The organism is Tardiphaga sp. 841_E9_N1_2 (assembly GCF_051811065.1).
GTDB classification, from domain to species: domain Bacteria; phylum Pseudomonadota; class Alphaproteobacteria; order Rhizobiales; family Xanthobacteraceae; genus Tardiphaga; species Tardiphaga robiniae.
Map to the genome: position 1 here is coordinate 5422848 of NZ_JBPWQC010000001.1, position 25986 is coordinate 5448833.

The 25986-nt window shown below is 60.5% G+C and carries 25 protein-coding genes and 1 tRNA gene; 12 read left to right on the plus strand and 14 right to left on the minus strand.

Features of this window, described 5'->3' with window-relative positions; all coding sequences use genetic code 11:
- Positions 1 to 57 precede the first annotated feature (57 nt).
- A tRNA-Pro gene (locus AB8A50_RS25980) sits at positions 58 to 134 on the plus strand.
- A gap of 78 nt (positions 135 to 212) precedes the next feature.
- Positions 213 to 1112 (plus strand): hypothetical protein, encoded by a 900-nt coding sequence (locus AB8A50_RS25985; protein ID WP_439079406.1) that lies wholly within the window; start codon positions 213 to 215, stop codon positions 1110 to 1112.
- 1635 nt (positions 1113 to 2747) lie between these two features.
- Here AB8A50_RS25985 and AB8A50_RS25990 read toward each other — a convergent pair.
- Positions 2748 to 3473: a FadR/GntR family transcriptional regulator gene (locus tag AB8A50_RS25990; RefSeq protein WP_439079407.1), complete on the minus strand. Its 726-nt coding sequence runs from the start codon at positions 3471 to 3473 to the stop codon at positions 2748 to 2750.
- A 112-nt stretch (positions 3474 to 3585) separates the two neighbouring features.
- A complete protein-coding gene (locus AB8A50_RS25995; protein WP_439079408.1) occupies positions 3586 to 4596 on the minus strand; it encodes a Gfo/Idh/MocA family protein in 1011 nt (336 codons plus the stop codon).
- Positions 4597 to 4851: 255 nt separating this feature from the next.
- Here AB8A50_RS25995 and AB8A50_RS26000 point away from each other — a divergent pair, with 255 nt between their 5' ends.
- The 6 genes from AB8A50_RS26000 (at position 4852) to AB8A50_RS26025 (ending at position 10735) form a co-directional block, all read left to right on the plus strand.
- A complete protein-coding gene (locus AB8A50_RS26000; RefSeq protein WP_176454477.1) occupies positions 4852 to 6015 on the plus strand; it encodes an ABC transporter substrate-binding protein in 1164 nt (387 codons plus the stop codon).
- 97 nt (positions 6016 to 6112) lie between these two features.
- Entirely contained in the window at positions 6113 to 7168 is a 1056-nt protein-coding gene (locus tag AB8A50_RS26005; protein WP_439073180.1) for an ABC transporter ATP-binding protein, read from the plus strand.
- Positions 7169 to 7179: 11 nt separating this feature from the next.
- Positions 7180 to 8064, plus strand: coding sequence for an ABC transporter permease (locus AB8A50_RS26010; protein WP_093759510.1), 885 nt, complete (start codon positions 7180 to 7182; stop codon positions 8062 to 8064).
- A 21-nt stretch (positions 8065 to 8085) separates the two neighbouring features.
- Positions 8086 to 8886, plus strand: a complete 801-nt coding sequence (locus AB8A50_RS26015) for an ABC transporter permease (RefSeq protein WP_244628390.1) — start codon at positions 8086 to 8088, stop codon at positions 8884 to 8886.
- A gap of 215 nt (positions 8887 to 9101) precedes the next feature.
- A complete protein-coding gene (locus AB8A50_RS26020; protein WP_439079409.1) occupies positions 9102 to 9488 on the plus strand; it encodes a hypothetical protein in 387 nt (128 codons plus the stop codon).
- Between the two features lie 419 nt (positions 9489 to 9907).
- On the plus strand, positions 9908 to 10735 hold the full coding sequence (locus AB8A50_RS26025) for an NAD-dependent protein deacetylase (protein ID WP_439057191.1): 828 nt from the start codon (positions 9908 to 9910) through the stop codon (positions 10733 to 10735).
- Positions 10736 to 10751: 16 nt separating this feature from the next.
- On the opposite strand, the gene AB8A50_RS26030 is transcribed toward AB8A50_RS26025, so the two are convergent.
- Positions 10752 to 10973 (minus strand): hypothetical protein, encoded by a 222-nt coding sequence (locus tag AB8A50_RS26030; RefSeq protein ID WP_092139391.1) that lies wholly within the window; start codon positions 10971 to 10973, stop codon positions 10752 to 10754.
- 320 nt (positions 10974 to 11293) lie between these two features.
- On the opposite strand from AB8A50_RS26030, the gene AB8A50_RS26035 reads away from it, so the two are divergent.
- Positions 11294 to 12172 (plus strand): lysylphosphatidylglycerol synthase transmembrane domain-containing protein, encoded by an 879-nt coding sequence (locus tag AB8A50_RS26035; RefSeq protein ID WP_439079410.1) that lies wholly within the window; start codon positions 11294 to 11296, stop codon positions 12170 to 12172.
- Position 12173: 1 nt separating this feature from the next.
- Here AB8A50_RS26035 and AB8A50_RS26040 read toward each other — a convergent pair whose 3' ends face one another.
- Positions 12174 to 12866, minus strand: coding sequence for a class I SAM-dependent methyltransferase (locus AB8A50_RS26040; protein WP_439079411.1), 693 nt, complete (start codon positions 12864 to 12866; stop codon positions 12174 to 12176).
- Between the two features lie 169 nt (positions 12867 to 13035).
- Between AB8A50_RS26040 and AB8A50_RS26045 the strand changes: the two genes are divergently transcribed.
- Positions 13036 to 14244, plus strand: coding sequence for a DUF3419 family protein (locus tag AB8A50_RS26045; RefSeq protein WP_439079412.1), 1209 nt, complete (start codon positions 13036 to 13038; stop codon positions 14242 to 14244).
- A 160-nt stretch (positions 14245 to 14404) separates the two neighbouring features.
- Here AB8A50_RS26045 and AB8A50_RS26050 read toward each other — a convergent pair whose 3' ends face one another.
- From AB8A50_RS26050 to AB8A50_RS26070, 5 genes are all read right to left on the minus strand, one after another.
- Positions 14405 to 15112 (minus strand): ABC transporter ATP-binding protein, encoded by a 708-nt coding sequence (locus AB8A50_RS26050; protein ID WP_439079413.1) that lies wholly within the window; start codon positions 15110 to 15112, stop codon positions 14405 to 14407.
- Complete coding sequence (locus AB8A50_RS26055; protein WP_184513545.1) at positions 15099 to 15842, minus strand: ABC transporter ATP-binding protein; 744 nt, start codon at positions 15840 to 15842, stop codon at positions 15099 to 15101. Before AB8A50_RS26055 ends, AB8A50_RS26050 begins: the two co-directional genes overlap by 14 nt.
- The gene (locus tag AB8A50_RS26060; RefSeq protein ID WP_089262167.1) at positions 15839 to 16768 is read right to left on the minus strand and encodes a branched-chain amino acid ABC transporter permease; all 930 of its coding nucleotides are present in this window, start codon (positions 16766 to 16768) and stop codon (positions 15839 to 15841) included. The genes AB8A50_RS26055 and AB8A50_RS26060 overlap by 4 nt, the downstream gene beginning before the upstream one ends.
- A 1-nt stretch (position 16769) precedes the next feature.
- A complete protein-coding gene (locus AB8A50_RS26065) occupies positions 16770 to 17624 on the minus strand; it encodes a branched-chain amino acid ABC transporter permease (protein WP_068733337.1) in 855 nt (284 codons plus the stop codon).
- Between the two features lie 179 nt (positions 17625 to 17803).
- Positions 17804 to 19027, minus strand: a complete 1224-nt coding sequence (locus tag AB8A50_RS26070) for an ABC transporter substrate-binding protein (RefSeq protein WP_175368796.1) — start codon at positions 19025 to 19027, stop codon at positions 17804 to 17806.
- A 266-nt stretch (positions 19028 to 19293) separates the two neighbouring features.
- Between AB8A50_RS26070 and AB8A50_RS26075 the strand changes: the two genes are divergently transcribed.
- A complete protein-coding gene (locus AB8A50_RS26075) occupies positions 19294 to 19731 on the plus strand; it encodes a VOC family protein (protein ID WP_439079414.1) in 438 nt (145 codons plus the stop codon).
- Positions 19732 to 20021: 290 nt separating this feature from the next.
- Here AB8A50_RS26075 and AB8A50_RS26080 read toward each other — a convergent pair whose 3' ends face one another.
- A complete protein-coding gene (locus tag AB8A50_RS26080; RefSeq protein WP_439057197.1) occupies positions 20022 to 20429 on the minus strand; it encodes a hypothetical protein in 408 nt (135 codons plus the stop codon).
- 228 nt (positions 20430 to 20657) lie between these two features.
- Between AB8A50_RS26080 and AB8A50_RS26085 the strand changes: the two genes are divergently transcribed.
- Positions 20658 to 21047 (plus strand): hypothetical protein, encoded by a 390-nt coding sequence (locus AB8A50_RS26085; protein WP_439079415.1) that lies wholly within the window; start codon positions 20658 to 20660, stop codon positions 21045 to 21047.
- 229 nt (positions 21048 to 21276) lie between these two features.
- On the opposite strand, the gene AB8A50_RS26090 is transcribed toward AB8A50_RS26085, so the two are convergent.
- From AB8A50_RS26090 to AB8A50_RS26105, 4 genes are all read right to left on the minus strand, one after another.
- Positions 21277 to 22566 carry an ArgE/DapE family deacylase gene (locus tag AB8A50_RS26090; protein WP_439079416.1) on the minus strand — a complete coding sequence of 430 codons (1290 nt, stop codon included), beginning with the start codon at positions 22564 to 22566 and terminating at the stop codon, positions 21277 to 21279.
- A 28-nt stretch (positions 22567 to 22594) separates the two neighbouring features.
- Entirely contained in the window at positions 22595 to 23872 is a 1278-nt protein-coding gene (gene gabT, locus AB8A50_RS26095) for a 4-aminobutyrate--2-oxoglutarate transaminase (protein WP_439079417.1), read from the minus strand.
- A gap of 270 nt (positions 23873 to 24142) precedes the next feature.
- The gene (locus AB8A50_RS26100) at positions 24143 to 25168 is read right to left on the minus strand and encodes a histone deacetylase family protein (RefSeq protein WP_120288468.1); all 1026 of its coding nucleotides are present in this window, start codon (positions 25166 to 25168) and stop codon (positions 24143 to 24145) included.
- Positions 25165 to 25863: a GntR family transcriptional regulator gene (locus tag AB8A50_RS26105; RefSeq protein ID WP_439079418.1), complete on the minus strand. Its 699-nt coding sequence runs from the start codon at positions 25861 to 25863 to the stop codon at positions 25165 to 25167. Before AB8A50_RS26105 ends, AB8A50_RS26100 begins: the two co-directional genes overlap by 4 nt.
- Positions 25864 to 25986 lie beyond the last annotated feature (123 nt).

Below are 25986 nucleotides of genomic sequence, written 5' to 3' on the forward strand. Positions count from 1 at the left end.
TCTTTACCGGGGTTCTTGCAGGATGCGAAACCCAAGGCTATAAGCCGCGCTCTTAGTCGGAGTGTGGCTCAGCCCGGTAGAGCACTGCGTTCGGGACGCAGGGGTCGCAGGTTCGAATCCTGCCACTCCGACCATGATTTCAATGACTTAGGCGTTTCGTTCGACGACCCGGCAACGAAATGACCCTTCTACACACCTGCTCGAGCATCGGCTTGGCTGGTGTGGTTTTTTCAATGGTCGTAGCAATTGGGGTTGTGTCGGCACATGCTGGGCAAGTTCAGCCGATCGAAATCAGTCGCGGTACCTTGGTCGCTGTGGTGCCTTACAGCACGGGTGCAATGGTCGCGGCGGATAGCCGGGAAACGATTTCTGGTCTGTACTGCGACCAGCGGCTGAAAATTCGCACGCCAGACGGCATCGAAAACCTCGTCGTTGCTGTGACGGGCAGTTCGCGGTTTTATGACCTGACCGCTTTGGTAGGAAAGGGGCGCGTGGTCACGCAGCCTGATCTATGCAGCTTCGTCACTGCTGCACCTCATCTTTTCGACATGGAAAGCGTGGTCCTTGACTGGCTTCGCGGGGACGGACCGAAATCAGCAAAAGATGTTTCGCTTGATCGTCTTGCTGCTCACTGCGTCGAGCGTTTCGCAATCTTTATAGCGGCGTACCCACAGCTTGCGCCGCCTCCGGCCCCAAACGGGCTGATGAACGTCATCCTTGTTTCATACGATCCGAAATCTCGGGAGACGCTCGTCAGAGATTTCAGGATCAACCGGTCAGCTGCGGGCGCCGTGTTTTCCAGCGACAGCGCTGTTTACCAATATAGCCCATCAACACCTAGCGCTTTCAGATTATTCGGTGAGGCCGACAAGTTTGCTCAATTCGTTTGGCCGACATTCCGCAGTCAAAGACTTAGAGCCGACACGCGCAGCCTGCTGTCTAAGCAGGTCCTCACTCAGGATGTCACTTCGCTCCAGGCGGAGGCTCTCGCCGTGGATATGATAGAGCAGGGTGCGGACAATCCAAATCTCAATACGTCCGAAGAGGGTGTTGGTCGCCCAGTCAGGTTAGTGCGAATAGACACTACTGGCCGGCCCGAAATGCTACGATGATCGCCGCCCGCTGAAAGCCTCGGCCGCCTCTTCCTGAAAATCAGGATGGTGATGGCCATAGTTCTCCTGCAGCTGCTCAAGCGTTATGCCTAGCGAGCCCGCGGCCTGCCAAGGATCCGTGCCCTTCTGCATGACCCACGTCGCTGCCGTGTGGCGTGGGATATGGCGGACAATATCGGCGCCGAGCTGGCGTCCTCGACGATGCTGTCCCAGGCTGACTTGATCTTCTCTGCATACTGCTCGCCGTCGGCACGATGCATGATGAAGTGCACCTGCTTGCCCCGAGCCGGCCGGCTAAGGGCATCGCGTTGGGTGACTTCGGCCACAACCTGCCGAGAGCGGAGTTCTGGGCCGATGCCGAAGCACGAGACCTTCGATGGCGACAGGCTTTGGTGATTACCATCACGTCGCCGCATGTCTATCGAAGGAGTTGCCACATTCCTGCCACACTGCGATAAGGAATGAACGGTCCACACCCTGAGGTCTTGACCGAATGCCAAGTTGGCATACCCTTAGCGTTAAGGGAAAAAAGCACGCACGAATCGAATGCGGCAGAAAAGACGACATTACTTAAACTGCCTTCATCAGGCGTTTACCGGCATGACCGAAGCTGTCGCCGAGCTTCGAGCGCCCTTTGCATCACGAGATTTGAGAGAACCGTCACGGGAAGTGGCGTGTTTTTCTCATGGAAGTTCCGGTCCGCCGGAAAAGGGAAGGGCCGCCCGTGGGCGACCCTTTTGGATTGTGGACTATCGCCGGATCGCTGAGTGCAATCAGCGGTTCGGCAGTCCACGGCAGTGAGAGCAAACGCTCTCCCAACGACCGAAGCGGAATCGCAGATAAGCGATTACGCGAACGGGCATCGTCAGCGGACACGAGAGCTGCATTGCAGCCTCCTTTCACACGAAAGCGGACCAGGCCGCCGCCCCTTGGGGGTCGAATCGACGCCCAAACCTTTGAAGAAGGGGCGATGGCCGATTCGTGTGAGTCGCTGATTCAATATAACCGCTAAGCGTTAAGTCCGCGATTAAGCGGCCGCATCTCGGCCCCACGTTTAGATGCACCTCCTCTGGCATCCGTAAAAATTAGACGCAGGCCCTTATTCTTTGTCACTGCGTTAGCAGCGATAAAGCGGTCAGCTCGCAACCCATTTGGGATCGTCCAGCGGGACAAAAAACGACCCGCGCCGAACTACACAAACCTAGGCGAAATATACTCGCCCGGCAAGGAGTAGTCCGGGTTCCTGAATCAAATACTAAATATGGTGGAAAGGGTGGATAACCAAGGGTACAGAACGCGCCTCGATTGGCGCCAAGTATCAGTGAGTCCTCATGGATTCGGAAGTCCAAAATATTTCTAGAACTGTCCGGAATCCGAGCTGCAACCACTGTTCACAGCTCAACTTTATTTTGTCATCTCGGGATTGCGTTCGCTGGGACTCAGACGTCGAAGGCTCCCCCGGTGGATAAATCGCTTTGCGCCCATTCAGCGCCTTGAGTGTAGTTCGTGGTGCATCGGCTTGGGGCGGCCGTACTGGTCACCAGACTTCGGCTATCGTCGCCCGCTGAACGCTTCTGCGGCCCCTTCCTGGAAGTCCGAGTGATGCTGCCGATGGCGAGTCGCTGCTGCGCGCAGCTATCCGCCTTCAAAAACGCGCTTGCGGGCATTCTCGATATGCGACCGCATAGCTTCGCGAGCTCCGGCTTCGTCTCTGGAGGCGATCGCATCGAGCACGGCCCGGTGCTCCTCTTGCCCACGCAGAAGTCGATCGCGAGGCTGGATCAAGGAGAGATTTCGATTGAGCGTGATACCCACGCTCACCTGAGACTGGATCGCGGCGAGAGTCGCGGCGAAGAAGCGATTGCCGGTGGCCTCTGCGACCGAGCGGTGGAACGCGATGTCTTCCTCCACGCCCAGTGCGGCATCCGCGATCACTTGATCCAGTGCCGCGACAGCATCGCGGATCCGGCGCAGACCTTCCGGATCGTGATCGCGCGCGGCAAGCGCGGCGGCTTCTCCTTCGATGCCGATCCGAAATACGAAACAGCGCTGGATATCGGCAATGCTTCCCACGGGAGCGTAGTTGTAAACGTCTGCCGCGGGACGTCGCATCACGAATGAGCCGGCACCCTGCCGCGATGCGACGACGCCGTCATCGCGCAGCCGCATCAGCGCTTCACGGACGACCGGGCGCGACACGCCAAGCTGATCTGCCAGGCGCGTTTCAGGAGGAAGCCGTGAATTGACCGGATAGATTCCGACCGTGATCTGGCTGAGGACATGGTCGTAGACGCGGTCGCTAAGCTTTCCCGTCACAGCCGGGCGCTCCGGAATGTCGTCCCGTTTGACCGTTGAGCCCATGTTCACCCCGTCCTTGCTCCGAACATGCTCCAGTCTTTGGCAACATTACATCTTTTTGACAAGTCGGCGTGCTGCCGCTGACAATCCGGGATTGCAGCGCTGGCCAAACTGCTTAGGCGCGGGCGGCGGCGTCTGACAGCCAGGCTTCGATCAGCCGCTGCACGTGAAGGGCGGAGCGCACGCCATTGGATGGCTCGCGTCGTTGTTCGATTGCATCCAGCATCTCGGTGATCACGCCCCGATGCGGGCCGTGATCGAATGCCATCGGATCGGCACCTCCGCCGCCGGATTGCGCAGTCCCGACGGTCTCTGGCGGACCTTCGTGACGATGGATGACCAATTGAAACGTCTCGAGATAGGCCGAACCGCGCGTGCCCGCGATTTCGATACGCTCCGGATAGCCGGGCCGCGCAACACTGGTGGCATCGAGCACGCCGATGGCACCGCTTTGGAAACGGACCGCGGCCGCGGTCACGTCTTCAGTATCGATCGTTCGGAGCGGTGAGGTCGATGCAAAACCGGCGACGTCCTTGTGCGGTCCCACGAAATGCAGAAGCAGATCGAGCGTATGGATGGCCTGTGTGAGCAATACGCCGCCGCCGTCGCGCGCCTTCATGCCGCGGCCCGGTTGACGGAAATAGGTGTCATCACGCCACCAGCGGATCGATGCACTCGCCGACAGGATATCGCCCAGATCTCCCTGATCCAGCGCCGCCTTCAGGCGTAGTGCTGCGGGACGAAAGCGATGTTGCAGGCACACGCCGCACCGCACGCCGGCAGCCTCCGTGACGGCCGCGAGTTCCTCACCCCTGGCAACCGATATCTCGACGGGCTTCTCCACCAGAATGTGCTTTCCTGCTGCGGCTGCAGCCTGCACGGTCGCCAGATGCGTCCCAGGGGGCGTCAGTATCAGGACGAGATCGAGATCGGAGCGCGACAGCAAATCCTCTTGGCTATCGAAAACCGGAACGCCCCACTGCTGTGAAAACGCTGACCGGCGGTCCGCTGACGGCGCAAATCCGCCGACGATTGTGATCCGTCCCTGCGCCTGCAGCTCAAGCAACGAAAGAATATGCGGCTTCACCGCCATTCCCAGCCCGATCAGGCCGACTCCAATTGACATGCGTCTCTCCCGATGGCCGACCTTCTCAAGGCGCCGACTTGTCGGCTCTTAGGGTCGGTTATGACGTCACAGATTGATATGCGAACGAGCAAGACGGGCAAGGTGCGACATCGCGACATCAGCAAGTCCTGCTCATGATCGGCCGATTGCGATCTCCCAATGCTTGACAGATGTCGCCCAACTCGTCGATGCTGTGTTTACAAATAAATGACAACCGCGCGCGACGCGGGTGCATATGCCAGGGAGGAATCGGAAATGCGGATCTGTCCGAATGCATTATTGCGCCCGTTTGCCGGCGCCGTGGCTGTCCTCGCCGTGACGGCCTTCGCTGGTGAACCACTGAGGGCCGCCGAGCCCATCGTTCTCTCGATCATCGATACCGGCGGAGATCTCGCATCTACCCAGGTCATCATCGAGAACTACAAGAAGGCCAATCCCGACAAGATCAAGGAGATCAGGATTCAGCGCGCGCCGGCGCCGGAGTTGCCGGCCAAGATCAAGGCTCAGCAGGATGCCGGACGGCTGGACATCAACCTTGTGCTCACCGGACAGGACGGCGGCGCGTTTCTCGCGGCCAACAACCAATTGATCAAGATCCCCGATTTTGAGAAACAGTTTCCGCGCGATGAGATGACGCCTGCCGGCAAGGCGCTGTACGACGAAGGCCGCGATTATATGGTGCCGTCGGTGGGCAACGCCGGCGGGCCGGTGTTCGTCTACAATCCCAGCAAGGTCCCCAACCCGCCGAAAACCGCCGAAGAATTGCTGGCCTGGGCAAAGGCAAATCCGGGCCGGCTGATGTATGCGCGTCCGGCGAATAGCGGACCGGGCCGGTCGATCGTGCTGGGCATGGCGCACATTCTAAATGACTCAAAGCCACTTGATCCCGACAAAGGGTGGGACAAGACCTGGGCCTATCTGAAGGAGCTTGGGCAATACGTCGAGTACTATCCGACGGGCACCGCGATCACATTGAAGGAATTCGCCCAGGGGCAACGCTGGATCATCGCCGGCATCATGGAATGGGACATGAAGCCCCGTGCCCAGAGCGTCATCCCGCCGGACTCCAAGATCACCATCCTTCAGAACACGACCTTCGTGGTCGACGGACATTACTGGTGCATCCCCACAGGCGTGCCGAAAGAGCAGGTCGACGTCATTCTCGATCTCATGAAGTTCATGCGCCGGCCAGAGCAGCAGGTGCTTTCCTGGCCGGGCTTCATTGGGCCGACTATCACGGCAGCCACCATGGAAAAGGCACCCAAGGAGATCCAGGAACTGGTGAAAGAGTTTTGGCGGCCGGAATACGACGAGGTCGGAACCAAGTGGAAAGTATCCCCGCCGCTCGGCGTAAAGGAATTGAGCTACGCGATGGATCGTTGGGACCGGGAAGTGGGCGCAAACCAGGTCAAGAAGTAATCAATTCGAGAGCGCGCGGGTCCGTGTGTGCGGCCCGCCGATGACCTTGCTGCTTCTTACTCAGAAACGGGACGACATGAACGGGCCGGGAGATAGGTTGGACTCGCTGAAGCTTGGAATCACCAAGCGCTATGGCAACAAGACCGTGCTGGACAACCTTGAACTCGATATCCGAAAGGGCGAGTTCGTCACCTTCCTCGGACCGAGTGGATGCGGAAAGTCGACGGCCTTGTCGATCGTCGCTGGCCTGATTGCGGCGACCGAGGGCGAGATCAGGCTCAATGGAGCGCGGGTCGATCATCTGCCGCCCGAGAAGCGCGCATTCGGAATGGTGTTCCAGAATTACGCGCTGTTTCCTCACATGACGGTCTTCGACAACGTTTCGTTCGGGCTCACCTTGAAGCCATTGTCCAAGGAGGAGATCAAGAAGCGCACCGATGCGATGCTCAAGCTGGTGCAATTGACCGGCTATGAGGAGCGCTATCCGGGCCAGCTCTCCGGCGGTCAGCAGCAACGCGTTGCGATTGCGCGGGCCCTCGTGTTGCATCCGCGCCTGATGCTGTTCGACGAGCCGCTTTCGAACCTCGACGCGAAGCTGAGAGTCGAGATGCGCGCGGAGATCAAGCAGATCCACGCCGCGCTGGGGCTGACGTCGATCTACGTGACTCACGACCAGGCCGAAGCACTGTCGCTGTCGGACAGGATAGTGGTGCTGCGCAATGGCGTCCTGATGCAGTCGGGCACCCCACAGGAAATCCACGACCGGCCCAAGAATGTCTTCGTGGCGGACTTCATGGGTTTCCGGAATTTCTTCAAGGTCCGGATCGCGTCAGTGTCCAACGGAATCGCCGAAGGTGTCGGCGACGGAATCCGAATTCGAGCGCGGGCAGCGGCCGATGTGCGGGCGGATGTCGATATGGTCATGGCGATTCGCCCGGACGATATCCGGGCGGGCGGTGAAGTCGTGCCGGGCGCTGAGGATGTCAGTGGCCGTGTCGAAGTGGTCGAGTATCTCGGTCGGGAACAGGAAGCCGCCATACGCATCAATGACAATACGCGAGTGTGGTTACGCACCGCGGAGGCGATACGAACCGCCGACACGATTGGCCTTCAGTTTCCGATCGACAAGGTCGTCTTGCTTCCTGCGGAATAGGCGAGAAAATAATGCGCGCCGTAGCCAACGATGAGAAGAGCGAATTCGACGCGCTGGCATTCTTCTGTTTGCTGCCGTCCTTGCTTTACGTTCTCTGCATGTTCGTCTATCCGTTTCTGTATGGTGTCTATCTCAGCCTTCAGCCGCAAAAGGTTGGCGGCTTCAGCCTCGCTAACTATCTCACCTTCTTCAGCGATCCCTATCAGTATGGTACAATCTGGATCACCTTCAGTCTGGCGATTCCCACTACGATCGTTGTCCTTCTGCTCGCTCTTTGGCTGGCTTACGGCATGCGCCGGGGCATTTTCATGGAACGGACCGTGACGACGATTTTGATCATGCCTATTTCGCTTGGCGTGATCCTGCTGTCGGAAGGTATCTTGGGTTTCTATGGTTCGCAGGGTTGGTTTAATCAGGTCCTTCTCGGACTAGGGCTTATCAAAGAGCCGTTCATCCTGACCCATAACTACGCTGGCGTTATGCTGGCGTTGTTCATGCAGCAGTTTCCGTTCTGCTTCCTGATGCTGCTGGGATACATATCCGGCATCGATCCCAGCCTTGAACGCTCGGCGCGGATGCTGGGTGCGACACCTTCGATCGTCTTCCGGCGTGTGATGCTGCCGCTCATCGCGCCCGGTCTTGCCATCGCATTCGCGCTGGTGTTCGTCATGAGCTTCGCGGTCTTTCCGTCCGCCATCATGCTCGGGCAGCCGGCGGGTACCACGCGCACGATCTCTATTGCGGCCTATCAGAAGGCCTTCGAACAATATGACATGTCGGCTGCTTCCGCGATCGCGGTGGTTATGGGCCTGTGTCAGCTGGCAGCACTGCTGGTCATCATCCTGTTCCGTCGCCGGTTGTCGCCGGCAGCGACCATGGGCGTCGGAAAGAGATAGGGCCGCACAATGCGAAGCAGAATGTGGAAGCTCTCGCTCTATCTGTTCATTGTGGGTTTTATCCTCAACATGCTCGGGATCGTGTCGCACGTTGTCGTGAGCTCGTTCGCCAAGCGTTGGTTCGGCGGCCTGCTGCCGCCGGCCTATACGACGGACTGGTTTGCTTATGCGTGGAAGAATTTCGATCTGGGGCAGGTGTTAGGTGTCACGCTGCTAATCGTAGTCGTTGTCGTCTTTCTTGCATTGGCCATTGGATTTCCGGCCGCTTACATTCTTGCGCGACGAAATTTCCGATTCAAATCGGTCATCCTGCTGCTGTATTTTCTGCCGCTGGTCATCCCACAGATGACTTACGGGATTCCGCTGGCGACCACTCTCTACCGATACGGGGTCGGCGGATCCGTCGTCGGCGTGATTCTAGCGGTCCTGGTGCCGATGGTCCCGTTGGCCGTCTTCGTGTTGATGCCATTTTTCGAGCAGATCAGCGTCAATCTGGAATGGAGCGGGTCAATGCTTGGCGCAAGCCGGGCTCAGATTTTCAGGCGGATTCTATTTCCCCTGATGGTACCGGGAATACTGACCGCTGGCGTCCTTGTGTTGGTCAATACGATATCGAATTTCGAGCTCGCATTTCTTCTCGGCGGCGGTGGATCGCAGACGCTCGTCGTCGCGCTATTCTACAACATGTTTGCCGGTGGTGTCCGCCCCGTCTATTCCATCGATGCCATGGCCGTGATCTACATGGTGATGGTCATGACGCTGCTTCTGATCGCATTGCGGTTCGTGCGCCCGACACAGATGGTGTTCAAGCTCGACAAGTAAATTCATATTTGAGGCGGCGCGTGTTTGGTCATCGCCAAGGTTGGCTCATGACGCAGCGCGGACAGGAACCACTGCCGAAGCATGGAGTCGGACCTAGCAACTGGCATCGACTTTTGTCGCGATCTTGAACCTGCCGTTCGAGGCGTGCCGATGTATGGAACGTTGAACAGTCCAATGACGAGCAGCCGGCTGGGTTCTCGTTCGCATATTGGTTCATGGGCATCAGCGCGGTCCTACGGGCGCCTGTTTCCAAATTGAATTTCGTGACTTTGCGGATACGTCGTACTTTGCGCTACACCGGCTTGGAACTTAATCCACCAACCGACGGGGTAACGGTGCAGGTCATCTTCGTGCCGATCACTTTAACCGCTGATGCGCCTGGCCAGACTCCGACCGGTGATCGGAAGCTGTTGTCGGTTGTTTCGGCGCTGAGATGGATCCAGCGCTACGTTGGAGCTGAAACCCGCGCGTCCCCTCAATGGGTTGACGTCGTCAGCAGGCTAGCTGCTGCGAGCGAAGATCCGGTCAGTACTGTTGACGCTAGGAATGCACTTCACGATGCAATGGTTGCCTATGGTTGGGCCAAGCGGAGCATCCATTGATTTCGTTTTGGCAAGGGAGCGCGCGTGTTAGCCGCCGACATAGATATTGCCAGTATGACGGATTCAATCCGGCGCTGGGAGCGGCTGATGCGGAAAATCGATCGCTTCTGTTGCGGTTCATTTACCTGAGCGCCGCGGCGCTTCGGGAAATGTTTTCCGCCAGGGTCTGAAGTCTTGGTAAAAAGGTTTTGAGCAATTCACGTCGATCAATTGCAGAGATAAAATAAGTCATTCCTACTGTCGCAAGCACCTTGTCTCCACTCATGAACAAACCGGTTCATCCCCTCGCCAGCGATGTTCGACGCTGTGGCGTGATCTCGAGTGGTGGAATCGCCGAATTCCCTCCCTACATATACAGTCCTAGATGCCGCGTCCGCCGCGGTTTGGCATGATTTGCTGCCGAGAGATAAACGTCCCCTATGACCCCACCCAATGTCCTTCGCGACTTCGTCGATCGCCATCAACGTCTGTTTGTCCTGACCGGTGCCGGGTGCAGCACCAATTCGGGCATTCCCGACTATCGCGACACTGACGGCAACTGGAAGCGCACGCAGCCTGTGACCTTTCAGGCCTTCATGGGCGAGGAACTGACGCGGCAGCGCTATTGGGCGCGCAGTCTCATTGGCTGGCGTCGGTTCGGCCTAGCGCGGCCGAACGATGCGCATCATGCGCTGGCGCGGCTCGAACAGATCGGCAAATGCGAGGTTCTGCTGACCCAGAATGTCGACCGGCTGCATCAGGCCGCTGGCAGCAAGAAGGTCATCGACCTTCACGGCCGGCTCGATCTCGTGCGCTGCATGGGATGTGAACGCCGGATCCAGCGCGATGAATTCCAGCACGAGATGGGCCGCTTGAACACAGGTTGGCTGGATCTCGACGCGGCTGTTGCGCCCGATGGCGATGCCGATCTGGAGAACGTCGATTTCGCGTCCTTTGTCGTGCCGGCCTGCGAGATCTGCGGCGGCGTCCTCAAGCCGGATGTCGTGTTCTTTGGCGAGAGCGTGCCGCGCGACTTCGTCGATGCCGCGCTTGGCCACCTGCAGAAGGCCGACGCCATGCTGATCGCCGGTTCGTCTTTGATGGTCTATTCCGGGTTTCGCTTCGTTCAGGCGGCTATGCGGGCGGAGATTCCCATCGCCGCGGTCAATCTTGGCCGCACGCGTGCTGACGAGTTTCTCAGCTTCAAGGTCGAAGATCGCTGCGAGGACGCGCTCGCGTTCCTGCTTCAGCCAGCGGACGCGCCGTAAAACGGCATGCCTCGGCTCAGGCCGCCAGGTCCCACAGTCGCGGACAGCCGCGCAGAACCACGGCGCGGCCCGTGGGTGTCAGCGCCGGATCAGTGTCCGATAGCGCAACCAGTCCCATCGCAACCAGCTGATCGAGCACGTAACGGTTCAGCTTGGCCGGTGGCAGGATCGCTGGGCGAAGCATCCGCAGTGTGTCCCACTGGTTTTCGGTGAGCTGATATTCGGTCTCGGTCGACATGGTGTCCTGCTTGGATGAATCAGTGCATTCAGTGCGCATGGCTTACGGAACCCGCATGACCTTGATGCGACATGGCGGGGGCGAAATCTGGAAATCACCGGATTGTTGGATGACGCCAAAACGCTGCTTTTGCGCAGCTGTCACATGGACGTGCAACAGAACGCGCGAACACATGCGCGAATCACGGCGTGCTCAGACCTAATGAAAAGTAGAACAATGTGCCACCCGCATTGAAAAATATCATGCAGCTGATGCGTACGCGCCTCAGCTGGAGGTGGCTTGGCGCGCTCCTTAGCATAGCAATTGCTACGATTGCGTTTATGGCGCTGACCAGGGCGCTCAAGGGCGTGGATTTCGCCCATGTGCTGTCTGCCATGCACATGGTACCGCCAGGCAGCATCGCGCTGGCGCTGGTGTTGGTGGCGATCTCCTATGGCAGCCTGACGCTGTATGACTGGCTGGCGCTGCAAATGATCGGGCGGCGGGATATTCCCTTCAGGATTGCAGCGCTGGCCAATTTCACCAGCTATCCGATTTCGCACGGAACCGGCGCCGTGCTGCTGGTGTCATCGGCGGTACGCTACCGGATTTATGCACCGCATGGCATCGGTCCTGCCGGCGTCGCCCGCATCTGCTTTCTCACCGGCCTGACCTTCTGGCTCGGCAATCTCACCGCGCTGGCGCTCAGCACCTTGCACGAGCCAGGCGCCATCAGCCGGATCGATCAGCTCTCGCCGGAGATCAACCGCTTTATCGCTGTCGCAATTCTCGCGGGTATCGTCGCCTATGTCGCCTGGACGTGGAACGGTATGCGGACACTCGGCGGCCGCAACTGGTCGGTGCCGGTTCCGAGCGGGCGCAACGTGTTCTTCCAGATCGGCATCGGGCTCGTCGATCTCGGAGCGGCGGCGCTGGCGATGTATGTACTGATCCCCGAGACGATGGATGTCGGCGTCGCGCAGGTGATCGTCGTCTTCATCGCTGCGACGCTGTTGGGATTCGCCAGCCACGCACCCGCGGGTATTGGCGTGTTCGACGCCACGATCCTCGTCGGGCTTGGCGGCGAACATACCGAACAGCTACTGGCCGTGCTGCTGCTATTCCGGCTGTTCTATCACCTGATTCCGTTCGTGCTGTCGCTGACGCTGTTCGGCGCCGTTGAAGCCTACCGGAATGTGAATAGACGCAAGCTCGCCTGAATTACGTCGGCAGTGTCAGCACTGCCGATTGCGCATAGCCGCGGAACGGGCGATTGAAATCGAGATTGGCGTGATGACGCTCGGCGAGCGCCTTCAGCACATCGAGAAGCTCGCGGCGCGGCGTCACGTCGAACAGCGTCAGCCAGCGCAACAGCAGCTTGCTCGCGATCTTTGGCAACCGCTCCTGATGGCCGAAATCGACGATGTGTAGTCGCCCACCAGGCTTGAGCTGTGACACGGCGTGATCGAGCACATCCTGCCAGCTCGGGATCATCGAGAGACTGTAGGAAATCATGACGTGGTCGAATGACGGAATGGCAAAGATACGCGCCGGATCGAAATTCGTCGCATCGCCATGGGCGACACGGACGGTATCCGTGAGCTCGTTGCGCGCAATTGATGCGATGGCCGTGGTTAGCATCTCGGTCGAAATATCGATGCCGTAGAATACCGTCTGTGGATATTTCCGAGCAGCCTGAACGAGATTGCGGCCGGTACCGCAGCCGATCTCCAGCACCGTCGCGCCCGGCGCAGGCGCGAGTTCTGCGATGAGCTGATCGCGCCCGAGCAGATAGTACCGGCGCGTCGCGTCATAGATGAAGCGCTGCCAGCGATACATCCGGTTCATGCGATGGGTGGCTTCGTTCGACCATGCGGGCTGACCGCCGTCTTCGTATTCGGAGACAATCGTCATGGCGCACCTCGTCGCATCCGGATGAGCGATCCATTTCATCGCAACACGACAGCGGTGTGACAGTAGTTTCGTAGCGGGAATCGGCTGAAATTTAGAATGACTGTCGCAAAACCGCAGTCTGCACTTGATAAAAATTTCAGATTGTCGATTCGAAGGGTCCAAGAAGCCGATGAATACGCATCTGATCGCCGACGCCGTTCGCAATAGCCGTGGTCGCGAGGAAACGACGATCTGGGACAGGCTGTTCGCCTTCTGGTTCCGCCGGCTGGTCTATACGCAGATCTGGGAAGATCCCGAGGCCGACATGGCGGCGCTGCAACTGGCGCCCGGTTCGACCATCGTCACGATCTCCAGCGGCGGCTGCAACGCGCTGTCCTATCTGTCGGCGAAGCCCGAGCATGTCTATGCAGTCGATCTCAACGAGGCGCATCTGTCGCTGCTGAAGCTGAAGCTTGCCGGCCTGCGCGCGCTGCCGAACTATCAGGACTTCTGGAAATTCTTCGGCGAAGGCGCCTCGGATACCAATGTCGGCCTGTATCGCGAGCGCCTGCGGCCGCTGCTCGATGCCGAAGCGCGCGGCTATTGGGACGAGCGCGATATCCAGGGCCGCCCCCGTTACGGTTACTTCAGTGACGGCTTCTATCGTCATGGCGCGCTCGGCCGCTTTATCGGCTTCGCGCATACGCTGGCGAAGCTCGCCCGCATCGATCTCAAGGCGTTGTTGCACGAGGACAAGCAGTCCCCGGCGCGCAAGCGCGCGCTGGAACGCCTGCACTGGCTGTTCCACTCCCGGCTCGCTCGTATGATGACGAAGACGCCGGCGCTGTTGTTCAGTCTCGGCATCCCGCCGCAGCAGCGTACATTGCTGGGCGGCAATCAGCCGCTCAACGAAGTGCTGCATCAGCGTCTGCTCGCTCTGATCGACGTGCATCCGAACGCCAACAACTATTTTGCCTGGCAGGCGCTGAGCCGCAGCTATGTCGGCCCCGGTGACAAGTGCTTGCCGCTTTATCTGCAGCAGAGCCGCTACGCGGACACCGCCAGCCGCGCCGCTCTGGTCACGCCGGTGCATGCCAATCTGCGCGTGTTCCTGGAGAGCCTTCCGGCCCGCCAGATCGACGCGGTTGTGCTCTTGGATTCGCAGGACTGGATGGCGCCGGATGAAATCCGTGCGCTGTGGGACGCGATCGACCGTGCCGGCAAGGATGGTATCCGCGTGATCTTCCGCACCGCCGGCGCCGAGTCGCCGCTGGACGATCCGGAACATGCATCGCTGCGTGAGACGTGGCAGCGTGATGAGGCGCGCAGTGCCGAAGGTCTGGCTGCGGATCGCTCGGGCATTTATGGTGGGTTTCATCTGTATACGCGCAAGGCGTAAGCGATCTTATTCGCCGAACTCCACATGTCGTCCCCGCGTAGGCGGGGACCCATACACGCTGGAGCTTTGGATTGAGTAAGATAGTCGTAGCTCTGCCGCCTAAACGACGCCGACCGTGATTATGGATCCCCACCTTCGCGGGGACGACATCCGAGCGTAACTACACCCCCAGATAAATCTGCTGGATATACTTGTCTCCGGCGATCTCCGCCGACGTTCCCTCGCGGATCGTCCGCCCATGCTCGAGGACATAGACACGATCCGCAATCCGCAGCGTCGATGTCGCGTCCTGTTCGACGATCAGGATCGCGGTGCCGTCTCTTCTGATCTGCTGGATCGAGTCGAAGATCAGCCCCTTCAGCCGCGGCGCGATGCCGACCGAAGGCTCGTCCAGCAGCAGCAATTCCGGACGCCCCATCAGCGCGCGGCCGATGGCTACCATCTGCTGTTCGCCGCCGGACAATGTGCTGGACTGTTGCCATTGCCGTTCGCGCAGCACCGGGAATAGTGAGAAGACGCGCTCCAGGTCTTTCTCGACATCGGCATTGTTCTTGCGGAGGTAAGCGCCGAGCTGCAGGTTCTTCAGCACCGACAATTCCGAGAACAGTTTTCGACCCTCCGGACAGTGGCAGATGCCCTTGGCGACGACATTGTATGGCTCGATCGGATGCAGCGACGCATCCTTGAAATTCAGCGTGCCCTGGGAAGCGATCGAGCGCGAGATGGCCTTCAGCAGCGTGGTCTTGCCGGCGCCGTTGGGGCCGAGCACGCCAATGAGTTCGCCCTTCTCGACCCTGATCGAGACGGATTCGATCGCCAGTGCTTTGCCATAACTGACCTTGAGATCGGCGACTTCAAGCAGAGGCATGGGCTTCCTCCGTCTTGCCGATATAGGCTTCGATCACCTTCTCGTTCTTCACGATCTCTTCCGGAGGGCCGACGGCGATGATCTCGCCGAAATTCATCGCGATCACGCGCGATACGAGTGCCATGAACTCGCGCAGCTTGTGTTCGATCAGCAAAATAGTGAGGTTCTCCTCGCGATGCAGACGCCTGATCAGTTGCGCCAGTTGTTCGATCTCGCTGCTGCCAAGCCCTGCGAAGGGCTCGTCCAGCAGCAGCAGGTCCGGGCGCGTCGCCAATGCGCGCGCGATCTCGAGCCGTCGCAGGTCGCCGTAAGGCAGCGTCTCCACCGGCTCCTTGTCACGGCCGCCGAGGCCGACCTGTCCCAGCAGATAGCTGGCGCGCGCCTCCTTGTCCTTGTCCTCACTGGCGCGCGGCGACATGCAGGCCACCAGCACGTTTTCCAGCAGGTTCATGCCGACAAAGGGACGCGTGAGCTGGAAGGTCCGCGCCATGCCGCGATTGACGACCTTGTAGGGCGCGAGTTCTCGGACGAGATCGCCGTTGAAGTGAATGGTGCCAGTAGTCGGCTGCATGAAGCCGGTGAGGATGTTGAACAATGTCGTCTTGCCGGCACCGTTGGGACCCAGGATGCCGGTGAATTCGCCCTTCTTTAGCGTGAAGCTCGCGTTCTTGACGGCGGTGAGGCCGCCGAAGCGCTTGGTCACGCCGTTGACTTCGAGCAGGTCAGTCATCGCAGGCGCTCCGTCAGCCGGCGCCAGAGCGGCGCGATCAGTCCATTGGGCAGGAAGAACAGGATCAGCATCAGGGTCAGCGTGTAGATCCACAGCCGGTATTCGCCGAAGCCGCGCAGCATCTCGGTGAGCAGCGTCAGGAGGATCGCGGCAATGGCGGCGCCATAGATCGAGCCGATGCCGCCGACATAGACCATGATGATCACCGTGATCGACACGACGACCGAGAACAGCGGCGGGGACACCTGCAGCTGGTAATGCGCATAGAGCGCGCCCCCCAGACCGGCAAAGCCGGCCGAGATCATCAGCGACACGATCTTGTAGAAGGTGACATTGATGCCGGCAGCCTGACAGGTCGCCTCGTCGCCGCGGATTGCGCGCAGCAGCAGGCCCCAATGCGACTGGGCCAGCAGCGTCAGCGCGATCACGGTGACCGCGAGAATCGCCAGTACGAACCAGTAGTAATGCAGCGGATTCTTCATGAGGGGATCGAGGCCGTAGATGCCTTCCTCACCGCCGGTATATTCCCAGAAAATCAGACACAGCCGCTGCAGGATCGCCGAGGCGGAGAGCATCGCCAGCGCGAAATATGGCCCACGCAACCGCAATGTCGGGAAGCCGACCAGCAGGCTGAAGGCGATGGCGATCACCACGCCGAGCGGCAGGCTGACCCACGGATTTGTCGACCAGATCGAAGACAGGAAGCCGGCGGTATAGGCGCCGGCGCCGATGAACAGTGAGTGGCCGAAGTTCTCGCGCCCGGTGAGGCCGGACATGAAATCCCAGCTCGAGGCCCAGATGCCGTAGATCACGCAGACCGTGAGCACGCCGGTGAGATAGTTGCTGGCGGCGAACATGGGCAGCAAAGCGAGGAAGGCGACGACGAGGATGCCGCCTGCGATGTCGATGGGGGCGATGCGTTTCATGTCAGAATGCCGCCCGTCGCCCGAGAAGTCCTGACGGACGTATCATCAGCGTGACGACGACCGCGACCAGCGACACCAGCTCCGTCCATGACGTCGAGATCAGATAGGCGACGATGGTCTCGGAATAGCCGAGGATCAGTGACGCGATGATGCTGCCGGGGATCGATCCGAGCCCTCCGACGATGACGATGGCGAAGGCCTTCACCATCGGCAGCAGGCCCATGGTCGGCTGTACCGTGAGGAACGGCGACACCAGCACGCCGGCGAGCGCCGCGGTGCCGGCGGAGATCGCCATCACGATGGAGAAAATGCGGTTGGTCGGGATGCCCATATATTGCGCGGCTTCCGGATCCTGCGATACCGCGAGGATGGCGGCGCCGAGGCGCGTGCGCTGGATGAACAGCCAGAGGCCGAGCAGCACGAGGACACCGGCGACAAGGGCGAGCAAGCGCTGGCCAGAGATATCGACGCCGCCGATGGAGAGCTTGTCAGCCACGAAGGAAGGCACGTTGCGATATTCGGAGCCGAAGGTAATGAACAGCGCCTGCTCGACCGCGAGCGAAACGGCGAGGGTAATCATCAGCACCGCGAGCTGGGACGAGCGCAACGGACGCACCAGAAAACGCTCCATCACCACGCCGAAGCCTGCGACGATCAATACTGCTAGCGGTGCGGCGATGAAGAGCGGAACGCCGAGCAGCGAGGTGAGGACATAGGCCGCATAGGCGCCGAGTGCGTAGAACGAGCCATGGGCGAGATTGAGGATGCGGGCGACGCCGAAGATCAGGGTGAAACCAACGGCCAGCATCGCATAGATGGCGCTGGAGACCGCGCCGTAGATCAGAATCTGAAGCATGAGAACCCGCTGTTGAGGACCGGACAACAGGCTCCTCGTCATTGCGAGGAGCCACTTGGCGACGAAGCAATCCAGTTCTCGCTTGTGGCTTCTGGATTGCTTCGCTCAGGGGAGGCCGCGAAGGACGGCCTCCCCTGGCTCGCAATGACGGCCGTTAGGGTACGGCTTGGTCCGACGCTTTAGTTGCTCATCCAGGGCGGCGCGATCATCGGGCCGGTTGCGGCTTCCTTCGGCCAGACCACGACGCGAGCGCCGTCCTTCTGCCACTGCACGAACAGCAGGTTCTGCAGTCCCGGACCGGTCTTCACGTCGTGCACTTCGTCGAACACCAGCTTGCCGGCGATGCCGACATGGTCGGTCTTCTCCAGCTCCTTGATGACAGCATCGGGCTCGATGGAGTTGGCGCGCTTGACGGCGTCTGCATAGACGTAGACCGAGTCGTAAGCGCCGATGCCGGTATAGACAGGTGCGGTGCCGAAGCGCTTCACGAATTCATCCCAGAACGGAATGGTCTTCGGGGTCAGCGGCGCGCGGATGGCGAACATGCCGACGGTTTCGGCATTGGCCTTGCCGCTGACGCGGGTGAAGAAGTCGGCGTCCTGGCTCTTCACGTCGATGCCGCCGATCGGGATCGGCACCTGCGCGTCATGCCACTGCTTGACGAAGATGTCCGACGAGGCATGCGAGAGCACGACGATCAGATACTGCGCGCCGGAATTCTTCACCTTGGCGAACAGCGGTGAGAAATCCGAGGTCGAAGTGTCGAAGAATTCGGCCAGCGTCACGTCGGTGCCGCCGTCGGTCGCGCCCTTTTTCAGGATCGGAACGAGATCCTGCACCCATTTGGCGTTCTCGCCGACAATGGCGATCTTCTTCAGGCCCATCTCACCTTTCAGCTTGCCGTTGATGAAGTCGACCAGCGCGCGCGCCTGATGCGCCGCGTTGATGGGGAAGGCGCGGAAGATATATTTGTAGTTCTCATAGTCTGTTTTCACCTTTGCGGTGATGGCCGGGGAGGCCGCGCCGACGCCGATATAGATCGTCTTGGCGTTGGAAATATGCGGCAGCTGGGCCAGTGTGACGCCTGACGTATAGCCGCCGATCAGCACGTTGACCTTGTCATCGGCGGTGAGCTTCTTGATTGCAGCGATGCCCTGTTCGGGATTCTCGGTCTCGTCGGCGACAACCATTTCGAGTTTGCGGCCGAGCAATCCGCCCTTGGCGTTGATCTCTTCGATGGCCAGCTTGGCGGCGTTCTGCGTATCGCGGCCGACCTGCAGCTGGACCGACGTCGGAATGCCGATCTTGATCGGCGCTTGCTGGGCAGATGCTGGAGCAGCGGAAGCAAGGGCGCCAGCAACAATCATACTCGCAGCCGCAAGCGGCCTCAGAAATGAGTCCATGGTGTCTCTCCCTAGAGGCATCTGGGTCGTTGCCCGATGCTTTTTTGTGTGATCACAGACTGCCAAGTGCGGCGAGAGCAAGTCAAGGAAGATTGCGCACAGCAACACTGTGTCGCGGATTAAATTGCGAGCATTCACAACGTGTACTTCTGTTGCGTTGCGATGACGCGCAGGCGCAATGTGCCTTGCAGTTGTAGGCGCGCAGCCGGCTGTGCGAGGCTTAACGCTGATGAATCATCTCGCGGGATGAACATGGAGAGGCCGGAATGGATGAACAGGGCGCAGGCACCAAGTCAGCCTTTCAAGCCATTCGCGCCATCGACTACACGGTCATCTTCGTCCGCGACATGGACGCGATGCGGCACTTCTACGAGACGCTGCTCGGCTTTTCGCTGCAGCGCGTGCTGTCGTCCGGCTGGATAGAATTTCGTATCGGTAGCAACACGTTAGCTCTGGCGATACCAAGCCGCACCGCGTCGGATCATCCGATCCCGGTTGGCAGTGCAGCACTTCAGCTCGCCTTCAAGGTTTCCGTGGCGGAGGTCGATGCGTGTGCCGAGGAATTAGTGCGAAAAGGTATCAGCCTCGTGTCACCGCCGACCGATCAGGTCTTTGGACATCGCACGCTGTTCTTTCGCGATCCCGACGGGAATTTGCTGGAGGTGTTCGCTGATATCCAGGTGCCACCGATGCTCTGCACGTGATCGGACGCACGCAGTCACAGCATGACGCAGGTCGGGTGATGGGTAACGGCTGCGTGTTTGGGTGGTCAGGATTGTCGGCCAAGGGGTGGGACCGCCGACGCAGGTAATAACGGCGGTCCCGTGCCGTGCATTGAAATTCGGGGTTGGAAAGCGACTTCCGCACCCCACTGCGCGACGCGATCGACGCTATCCCAGCCGGGTTTTGTCGCAACTTAAACCAAATCTTAACCTAACCGATTAGGCTTACCTGGCCGGCTTTTCGAGCATTTTTAGTAAAGGTGGAGAATAATCTACTCCGCAGCCCGGGCCAGCAGCGTGATGTCGTTGGCATTGGCGCAATAGTTCTCGTAATTCGCCGCCGCCGTCTTGGCTGCGAGGTCGGCGCCGCAGGCCCGTTTGTGTGCGCAACTGGCGCAGGCGTGGCGCATCTCCATCATGTCAGGCGGCCGGATCTTGGCAATGGCGGCCTCGTCAAAACCGAGCGCACGGAGCATCTGCGGCAATTCCTCCGCACCGTTCACGCCTCTGCGCACGATCGTATCGAGATCGCTTGGCGCAAGGCCAAGCTCATGGGCCATACGTCTGAACTCGCCGCTGTCGAGCGCACCGAGTTCGTTGAGCTGGCGGCGCTGGATCAACCAGTCGCCAATGCGTTCAATGAGATTGCTGACGACGGGATAGGGCTGGACGGATGTCATGGCGGTCTCCGCTGCTGAAGTGATTGAGCGAAGGGTCTGCGCAGCAGCGCGGAGTCGCATTGCGCTGGATCAATCGGCGGGTGCGCCATGGACGGTTAGTCTTACCGCCAGAAATGCCTGCGCCGCAGGCACTTTCCGGGGAAACTCGGGGCTGGATTCAACGTTATCCGTGCTTAACTTAGAGACATTGTGAGTCCAGAAGCCGGGAACCGGCCTCAGGAGGCGTAAATGCGTTTGAGACATCTGATAGCAGCCTCGGCGAGTATTGCTCTGCTGGCCGGCTTCGGTGCGGCACAGGCTGACACCTACAAGCCCGGCGAGTTCTTGCTGCTCGACCTGCAGAAGGCCGTGCTGTCGCCGAAACTGCTGGGCCCGCCCGCGTCATTCGAGCAGGTGCAGATCCAGGCCAAGGCCGATGCGAAGGCAAATGTGAAGGCCGATCCGGCGAAGGCAGCACCGCGTCTTGTGCGCGCGCAGTCTGCGAAGCCGGTGGCGCAGCGCGCCGCTGCGCAGAAGAAGGTTGCCCGTCGCAGCAATCCGCTGAACGCCAATGCGGCGGACACGCGGGTGCAGGTCTGGCCGTGCCGCACAGGCGGCATCTGCAGTTGGCAGAAATGAGCCGCCTGCTTTCTTAACCTCGCCCCGTTCTTTACGGGGAGAGGTCGGCGCGTAGCGCCGGGTGAGGGGCCTTGTACGGCGCCAACTACACACGAGGGTTATCGGGTCGATAAATACGCGGACCTACTCACTCCGAAATTTGACGAGACGCCGTACCCGGCCCCTCACCCCAACCCTCTCCCCGCCTAGCGAAGCTTTGCTTCGCAGGGAGCGGGGAGAGGGAGCAGTCTCAGGCCTTGATCTCTTCCACGCCGCACCATTCGGCGATGAACAGCGCCAGCGCCGTTGTCGTCTTCTTCAATGAGGGCAGGTTGACGCCTTCGTCGAAGCCGTGGACGCCGCGCGAGATGCAGCCGTAGTTCAACGTCGGCACATTGTCGAACAGCGCATAGACGCGGCTGTCGAGATAGGCGAGCGAGATTTCCGGCTTGGGCTTCTGGCCGAACACCGCTTCATGCGCCGCGGCCAGCGTGGCTTCTGCATCAGATCCCGGCTTGAGTTCGTAGCCTTCGGCCTGGAAGCCGTTGAAGGTCACGGTCGGCGGGATGTTCGACAGGAACGGATCCTGATGTGCGAAGGCGGCGACGCAGTCGGTGATCTCCTTCTTCGCTGCTTCGGCTGTCTTGCCGGGCAGCAACGAGATGCGGAAGTCCACCTTGCACCAGGCCGGGACCGATGACGCCCAGTCGCCGCCGGCGATCTTGCCGATGTTCAGGTTGACCGGCTTCTCGATGTTCTTGAAGTGCTCGTGCTGGTCCTTGGTCGCATTCCACTTGGCTTCCAGCTTGCGCAATTCGCCGATGATGCGATAGGCGCCGTCGATGGCGTTGGCCCCGGTGCCCATGCGCTGCACATGCACCGGCACGCCGCGGACCTCGACCTGGAACCAGACCACGCCGATATTGGCGCGCGTGATCGTCTCATGCGACGGCTCCGACACCACCACGGCGTCGGCCTTGTAGCCGCGCAGATGCGTCATCAGCGCGCCGTCGCCGGTGGACTCCTCTTCCACCACCGACTGCAGATAGACCGTTGCCGCTGGCTGCAGGCCGAGGCTCTTGAGTGCATCGAGCGCGAAGATGTTGGAGGCGCAGCCGGCCTTCATGTCGCCGGCGCCGCGGCCCTGCATCCAGTCGCCCTGGATCACGGGGTCGTAAGGCGGCGTGGTCCACATGTCGTGGGGACCTTCCGGCACCACGTCGACATGGCCCTGCATGATCAGCGAGCGGCCTTTCTCCTCGCGCGGATAATGCGTGCCGACCACGATCGGCGCAGTCGAATGCAGGTCGTCCCAGGCGCCGGCGCCGGGATGATGGCCGAGCGCGGCGCGATCCATCTCGAAGCGCTCCATCTTGTAGCCGCGCGTTTTCATGGCGCGGAACATGAAGTCCTGCATTGTGTGTTCGTTGCCGCGGGTCGAGACGTGGCGCACCATGTCCTGGGTGAACTTGACCTGGGCATCGAAGCCCTTGTCGACGGCGGCGATGATCTTGTCGCGGAGGGCGGAATCGAGAGCCATGTTGTTTTTCCTTTTCTTGTGAGAGGGCTCAGGCGGTCAGCGCGCGCTCGAGCTTTTCCATGCCTTCGTCGAGGATTTCGTCCTGGGCGGTCAGCGGAACGAGCACGCGGATGGTGTTGAAGTTAACGCCGCAGGACAGCAGGATTAGGCCTTCCTCGGTGGCCTTCTGCGTCACCTTCTTGGTCACTTCGGCGTCCGGCGTATCAGAGCCGCGCTCCTTGACGATGTCGAAGGCGATCATGGCGCCGACATTGCGGATGCTGGCGATCGGCACGAGGTCGTTTCGCTGCTGCATCTTCTTCAGGCGCGTGGTGATGCGCTCGCCGATATGGTTGGCGCGGTCGATCAGCTTCTCTTTCTCGAACACGTCGAGCACCGCCATCGCTGCGGCAATCGCCAGCGGGTTACCGGCATAGGTGCCCCCGAGGCCGCCCGGATCGGCAGCGTCCATGATCCCCTGCTTGCCGATCACGCCCGACAGCGGGAAGCCGCCGGCGAGGCTCTTCGCCACGGTGATGAGGTCGGGCTTCACGTCGTAATGTTCCATCGCGAACATCTTGCCGGTGCGGCCGTAACCGGTCTGCACTTCGTCGGCGATGAAGACGATTCCATTCTCGTCGCAGATCTTGCGCAGTGCGCGCATCAGTTCCGGCGGGGCCTGATGGAAGCCGCCTTCGCCCTGCACGGGTTCGATGATGATGGCCGCGACGCGGGCTGGATCGATGTCGGCCTTGAACAGGAAGCTGAGATACTTCAGCGATTCCTCAACGGTGACATCGAGCGGCGCGGCCGGGAACGGCACGTGCCAGACTTCCGGCATGGCGCCGCCAAAGCCCTTCTTGTAGGGGAACACCTTGCCCGTCATGGTCATGGTCATGTGGGTGCGGCCATGGAAGCCGCCGGTGAAGGCGATCACGCCGGCGCGGCCGGTAGCGGCGCGGGCCATCTTGATGGCGTTCTCGGTGGCTTCGGCGCCGGTGGTGAAGAATGCGGTCTTGGTGGCGCCGTCGATCGGCGCCAGCTTGTTCAGGCGCTCGGCGAGGGTCACGTAGGATTCATACAGCAGCACCTGGAAGCAGGTGTGGGTGAAGTTCTCCATCTGCGCACGCACGGCGGCCATGATGGTCGGATGGCAGTGGCCGGTGTTGAGCACGGCGATGCCGCCGGCGAAGTCGACGTAGCGCTTGCCTTCGACGTCCCAGACTTCCGCATTCAGCGCGCGCTGCGCTGAGATCGGAGTGGAATGGCCGATGCCGCGGGGAACAGCGGCTTCGCGGCGTGCGAAGATTTCTGCATTGGTTGGCATGCGAGTTTGTCCTTCGAGTTTTCTTGGATGTTGTTGGGTGTGGATCAGTGGATGGAGCAGGCTGCTGCGCCGGGCGCTGTAGGCTCCCTCGCCCCGCTCTTGCGGGGAGAGGGGTGGGGTGAGGGGCTCTTGCGATCCGCAAGTGCAGTGCGTGCGATGAGCGCCGTGCCATGCCCCTCACCCGCCGCGAAGACGCGGCGACCTCTCCCCGCGCAGAGCGGGGAGAGGTTAAGAGAGGGCGGCGTGCTGGTGTTCACTCGATAAGTCCAATCACCGCGCGGCTTCGAAACCGGCGAGGGTCGAGGTGAGGTTGGCGCCGAGGATGTCGGAGAGATATCCGCCTTCCTGAACGAGAACGGTGGGCAGGCCCATGCGCGCAACGGCTTCACCGATGCGCTTGAAGCCCGGGGTGGTGACTTTCAGGGCAGCCAGCGGATCGTGCTCGGATGCATCGAGGCCGAGTGCGAGCACGAGCGCCGTCGGTGCGAACGACTTGATGGTCTTCTCGGCGACTGCGAGCGCATCGATGAAGCCGTCATCGCCGGTGCCGAGCGCAAGCGGAATGTTGAGATTGGTGCCGAGACCGTTGCCTTCACCCTTCTCATGGGCATAGCCCCAGACGAAGGGGTAGTAACCGACGGGATCGGCATGGATCGACACCGTCAGCACGTCCGGACGCGCATAGAAGATGCCCTGGGTGCCGTTGCCGTGATGCACGTCGACATCGAGGATCGCAACGCGCTCATGCTTGGTGCGCAGATGCTCGGCGGCGATGGCCGAATTGTTCATGAAGCAGAAGCCGCCGGCCATGTCGCGATAGGCGTGATGGCCGGGCGGGCGGCACAGGGCATAGACGGCATCCTCACCGTCCATCACCATCTGCGCCGCGGTCACCGCAACGTCGGTGGAGGCGCAGGCACCAAGCCACGTGCCTGGACCGATCGGCGCTGCGGTATCGGCGGTGTGCCAGCCGAGCTTGCCGGTGATGTGGGTCGGATAGCTGCCCGCCACGCGGTTCGGGTGGATATTGGCGATCATCTCCGGGCCGTAATCCGGCAGCTTGATCCATTCCTCCCAGGCGCCTTCGAGGAAGCGCAGATATTCCGGCGAGTGCACGCGGGCGCGTGGGCCCTGGCCGAATTCGGTCGGCGCGACGATCGTGTGCTTGCCGTCGGCGAGGCCCTTCAGCAGGCGCTCGGCGCGCTCCGGCTGCTCGGTGGTTTTACGGACCTGACCGCGCACCAGAAAGAACTGCGGATCATGGCTCTTGTGCTTGTCGGAATACACTGCCTTCACGTGGCGGCTCCATTCGTTGAGGAGGGAAGTTCGCGGACCAGCTTGCCGACTTCGCGCCAGGCAGCGCCGATGTGATAGTCGATCCGCGCGGTGATGATATCGGGATGCCCCTGTTCGAGGACTTCGAGCAGCGCTTCATGGGTCTGCGCAATACGGTGCGGATCGTCATAGAGCCGGCCGATCAGGCCGATCGTCATCCGCAGTTCCGAAGCGAGGTCATCGAACAATCGCAACAGGCGTTTGCTGCCGGCGATTTCGCAGATCATGCGGTGAAATTTGTAGTCTTCCTCGATCTGCCGGGCATGATCATCGATGCCGGCGGTCTCATGCATGACGTCGATCTGCCGGCGCAGCATGTCGCGATTGGCAGGCGTCATGTTCTTCGAGGCGAGCACGCCGGCGTGACATTCGACGCAGATGCGCAGGTCGTAGACCTCGTCGATATCCGTTGCTTCAAGCTTGCGGACGAAGAAGCCGCGGCGCGGATGCGAGACCAACAGGCCCTGTTGCTCGAGCAGCCGTGCAGCTTCACGGACAGGCGCGCGGCTGACGCCGAGTTCGCGGGCGATGCCGGCTTCGACGACTTTGGCGCCAGGCAGCAGCTGCCCCTTGATGATGGCCTGAGTCAGGATGCGTGCGACCTGCCCGACAAGATCGGTGTCGGCGAGGGCGGTCAGACCAACTGGAGGAGACATCAAACGCATGCGGGGGACCCGTTTCTTCCCCTGTACAAGAATTAATCGTCGATTGTCGACAGTTTAATCTTGCGAGCTGCCATGCGATTGTGTTTCCTGCCCGCACCTTAAAAAAAGCCGGGA

Bases quoted from the DNA above. Each gene is read 5' to 3' on its own strand.
- AB8A50_RS26105 (WP_439079418.1), bottom strand. From the start codon at position 25,863: ATGTCTCCTCCAGTTGGTCTGACCGCCCTCGCCGACACCGATCTTGTC.
- AB8A50_RS26000 (WP_176454477.1), top strand. From the start codon at position 4,852: ATGCGGATCTGTCCGAATGCATTATTGCGCCCGTTTGCCGGCGCCGTG.
- AB8A50_RS26045 (WP_439079412.1), top strand. From the start codon at position 13,036: ATGAATACGCATCTGATCGCCGACGCCGTTCGCAATAGCCGTGGTCGC.
- AB8A50_RS26015 (WP_244628390.1), top strand. From the start codon at position 8,086: ATGTGGAAGCTCTCGCTCTATCTGTTCATTGTGGGTTTTATCCTCAAC.
- AB8A50_RS26075 (WP_439079414.1), top strand. From the start codon at position 19,294: ATGGATGAACAGGGCGCAGGCACCAAGTCAGCCTTTCAAGCCATTCGC.
- AB8A50_RS26090 (WP_439079416.1), bottom strand. From the start codon at position 22,566: ATGGCTCTCGATTCCGCCCTCCGCGACAAGATCATCGCCGCCGTCGAC.
- AB8A50_RS26080 (WP_439057197.1), bottom strand. From the start codon at position 20,429: ATGACATCCGTCCAGCCCTATCCCGTCGTCAGCAATCTCATTGAACGC.
- AB8A50_RS26070 (WP_175368796.1), bottom strand. From the start codon at position 19,027: ATGGACTCATTTCTGAGGCCGCTTGCGGCTGCGAGTATGATTGTTGCT.
- AB8A50_RS26065 (WP_068733337.1), bottom strand. From the start codon at position 17,624: ATGCTTCAGATTCTGATCTACGGCGCGGTCTCCAGCGCCATCTATGCG.
- AB8A50_RS26025 (WP_439057191.1), top strand. From the start codon at position 9,908: ATGACCCCACCCAATGTCCTTCGCGACTTCGTCGATCGCCATCAACGT.
- AB8A50_RS26055 (WP_184513545.1), bottom strand. From the start codon at position 15,842: ATGACTGACCTGCTCGAAGTCAACGGCGTGACCAAGCGCTTCGGCGGC.
- AB8A50_RS25995 (WP_439079408.1), bottom strand. From the start codon at position 4,596: ATGTCAATTGGAGTCGGCCTGATCGGGCTGGGAATGGCGGTGAAGCCG.
- AB8A50_RS26020 (WP_439079409.1), top strand. From the start codon at position 9,102: ATGGGCATCAGCGCGGTCCTACGGGCGCCTGTTTCCAAATTGAATTTC.
- AB8A50_RS26035 (WP_439079410.1), top strand. From the start codon at position 11,294: ATGGCGCTGACCAGGGCGCTCAAGGGCGTGGATTTCGCCCATGTGCTG.
- AB8A50_RS26030 (WP_092139391.1), bottom strand. From the start codon at position 10,973: ATGTCGACCGAGACCGAATATCAGCTCACCGAAAACCAGTGGGACACA.
- gabT (WP_439079417.1), bottom strand. From the start codon at position 23,872: ATGCCAACCAATGCAGAAATCTTCGCACGCCGCGAAGCCGCTGTTCCC.
- AB8A50_RS26085 (WP_439079415.1), top strand. From the start codon at position 20,658: ATGCGTTTGAGACATCTGATAGCAGCCTCGGCGAGTATTGCTCTGCTG.
- AB8A50_RS26010 (WP_093759510.1), top strand. From the start codon at position 7,180: ATGCGCGCCGTAGCCAACGATGAGAAGAGCGAATTCGACGCGCTGGCA.
- AB8A50_RS26040 (WP_439079411.1), bottom strand. From the start codon at position 12,866: ATGACGATTGTCTCCGAATACGAAGACGGCGGTCAGCCCGCATGGTCG.
- AB8A50_RS25990 (WP_439079407.1), bottom strand. From the start codon at position 3,473: ATGGGCTCAACGGTCAAACGGGACGACATTCCGGAGCGCCCGGCTGTG.
- AB8A50_RS26050 (WP_439079413.1), bottom strand. From the start codon at position 15,112: ATGCCTCTGCTTGAAGTCGCCGATCTCAAGGTCAGTTATGGCAAAGCA.
- AB8A50_RS26060 (WP_089262167.1), bottom strand. From the start codon at position 16,768: ATGAAACGCATCGCCCCCATCGACATCGCAGGCGGCATCCTCGTCGTC.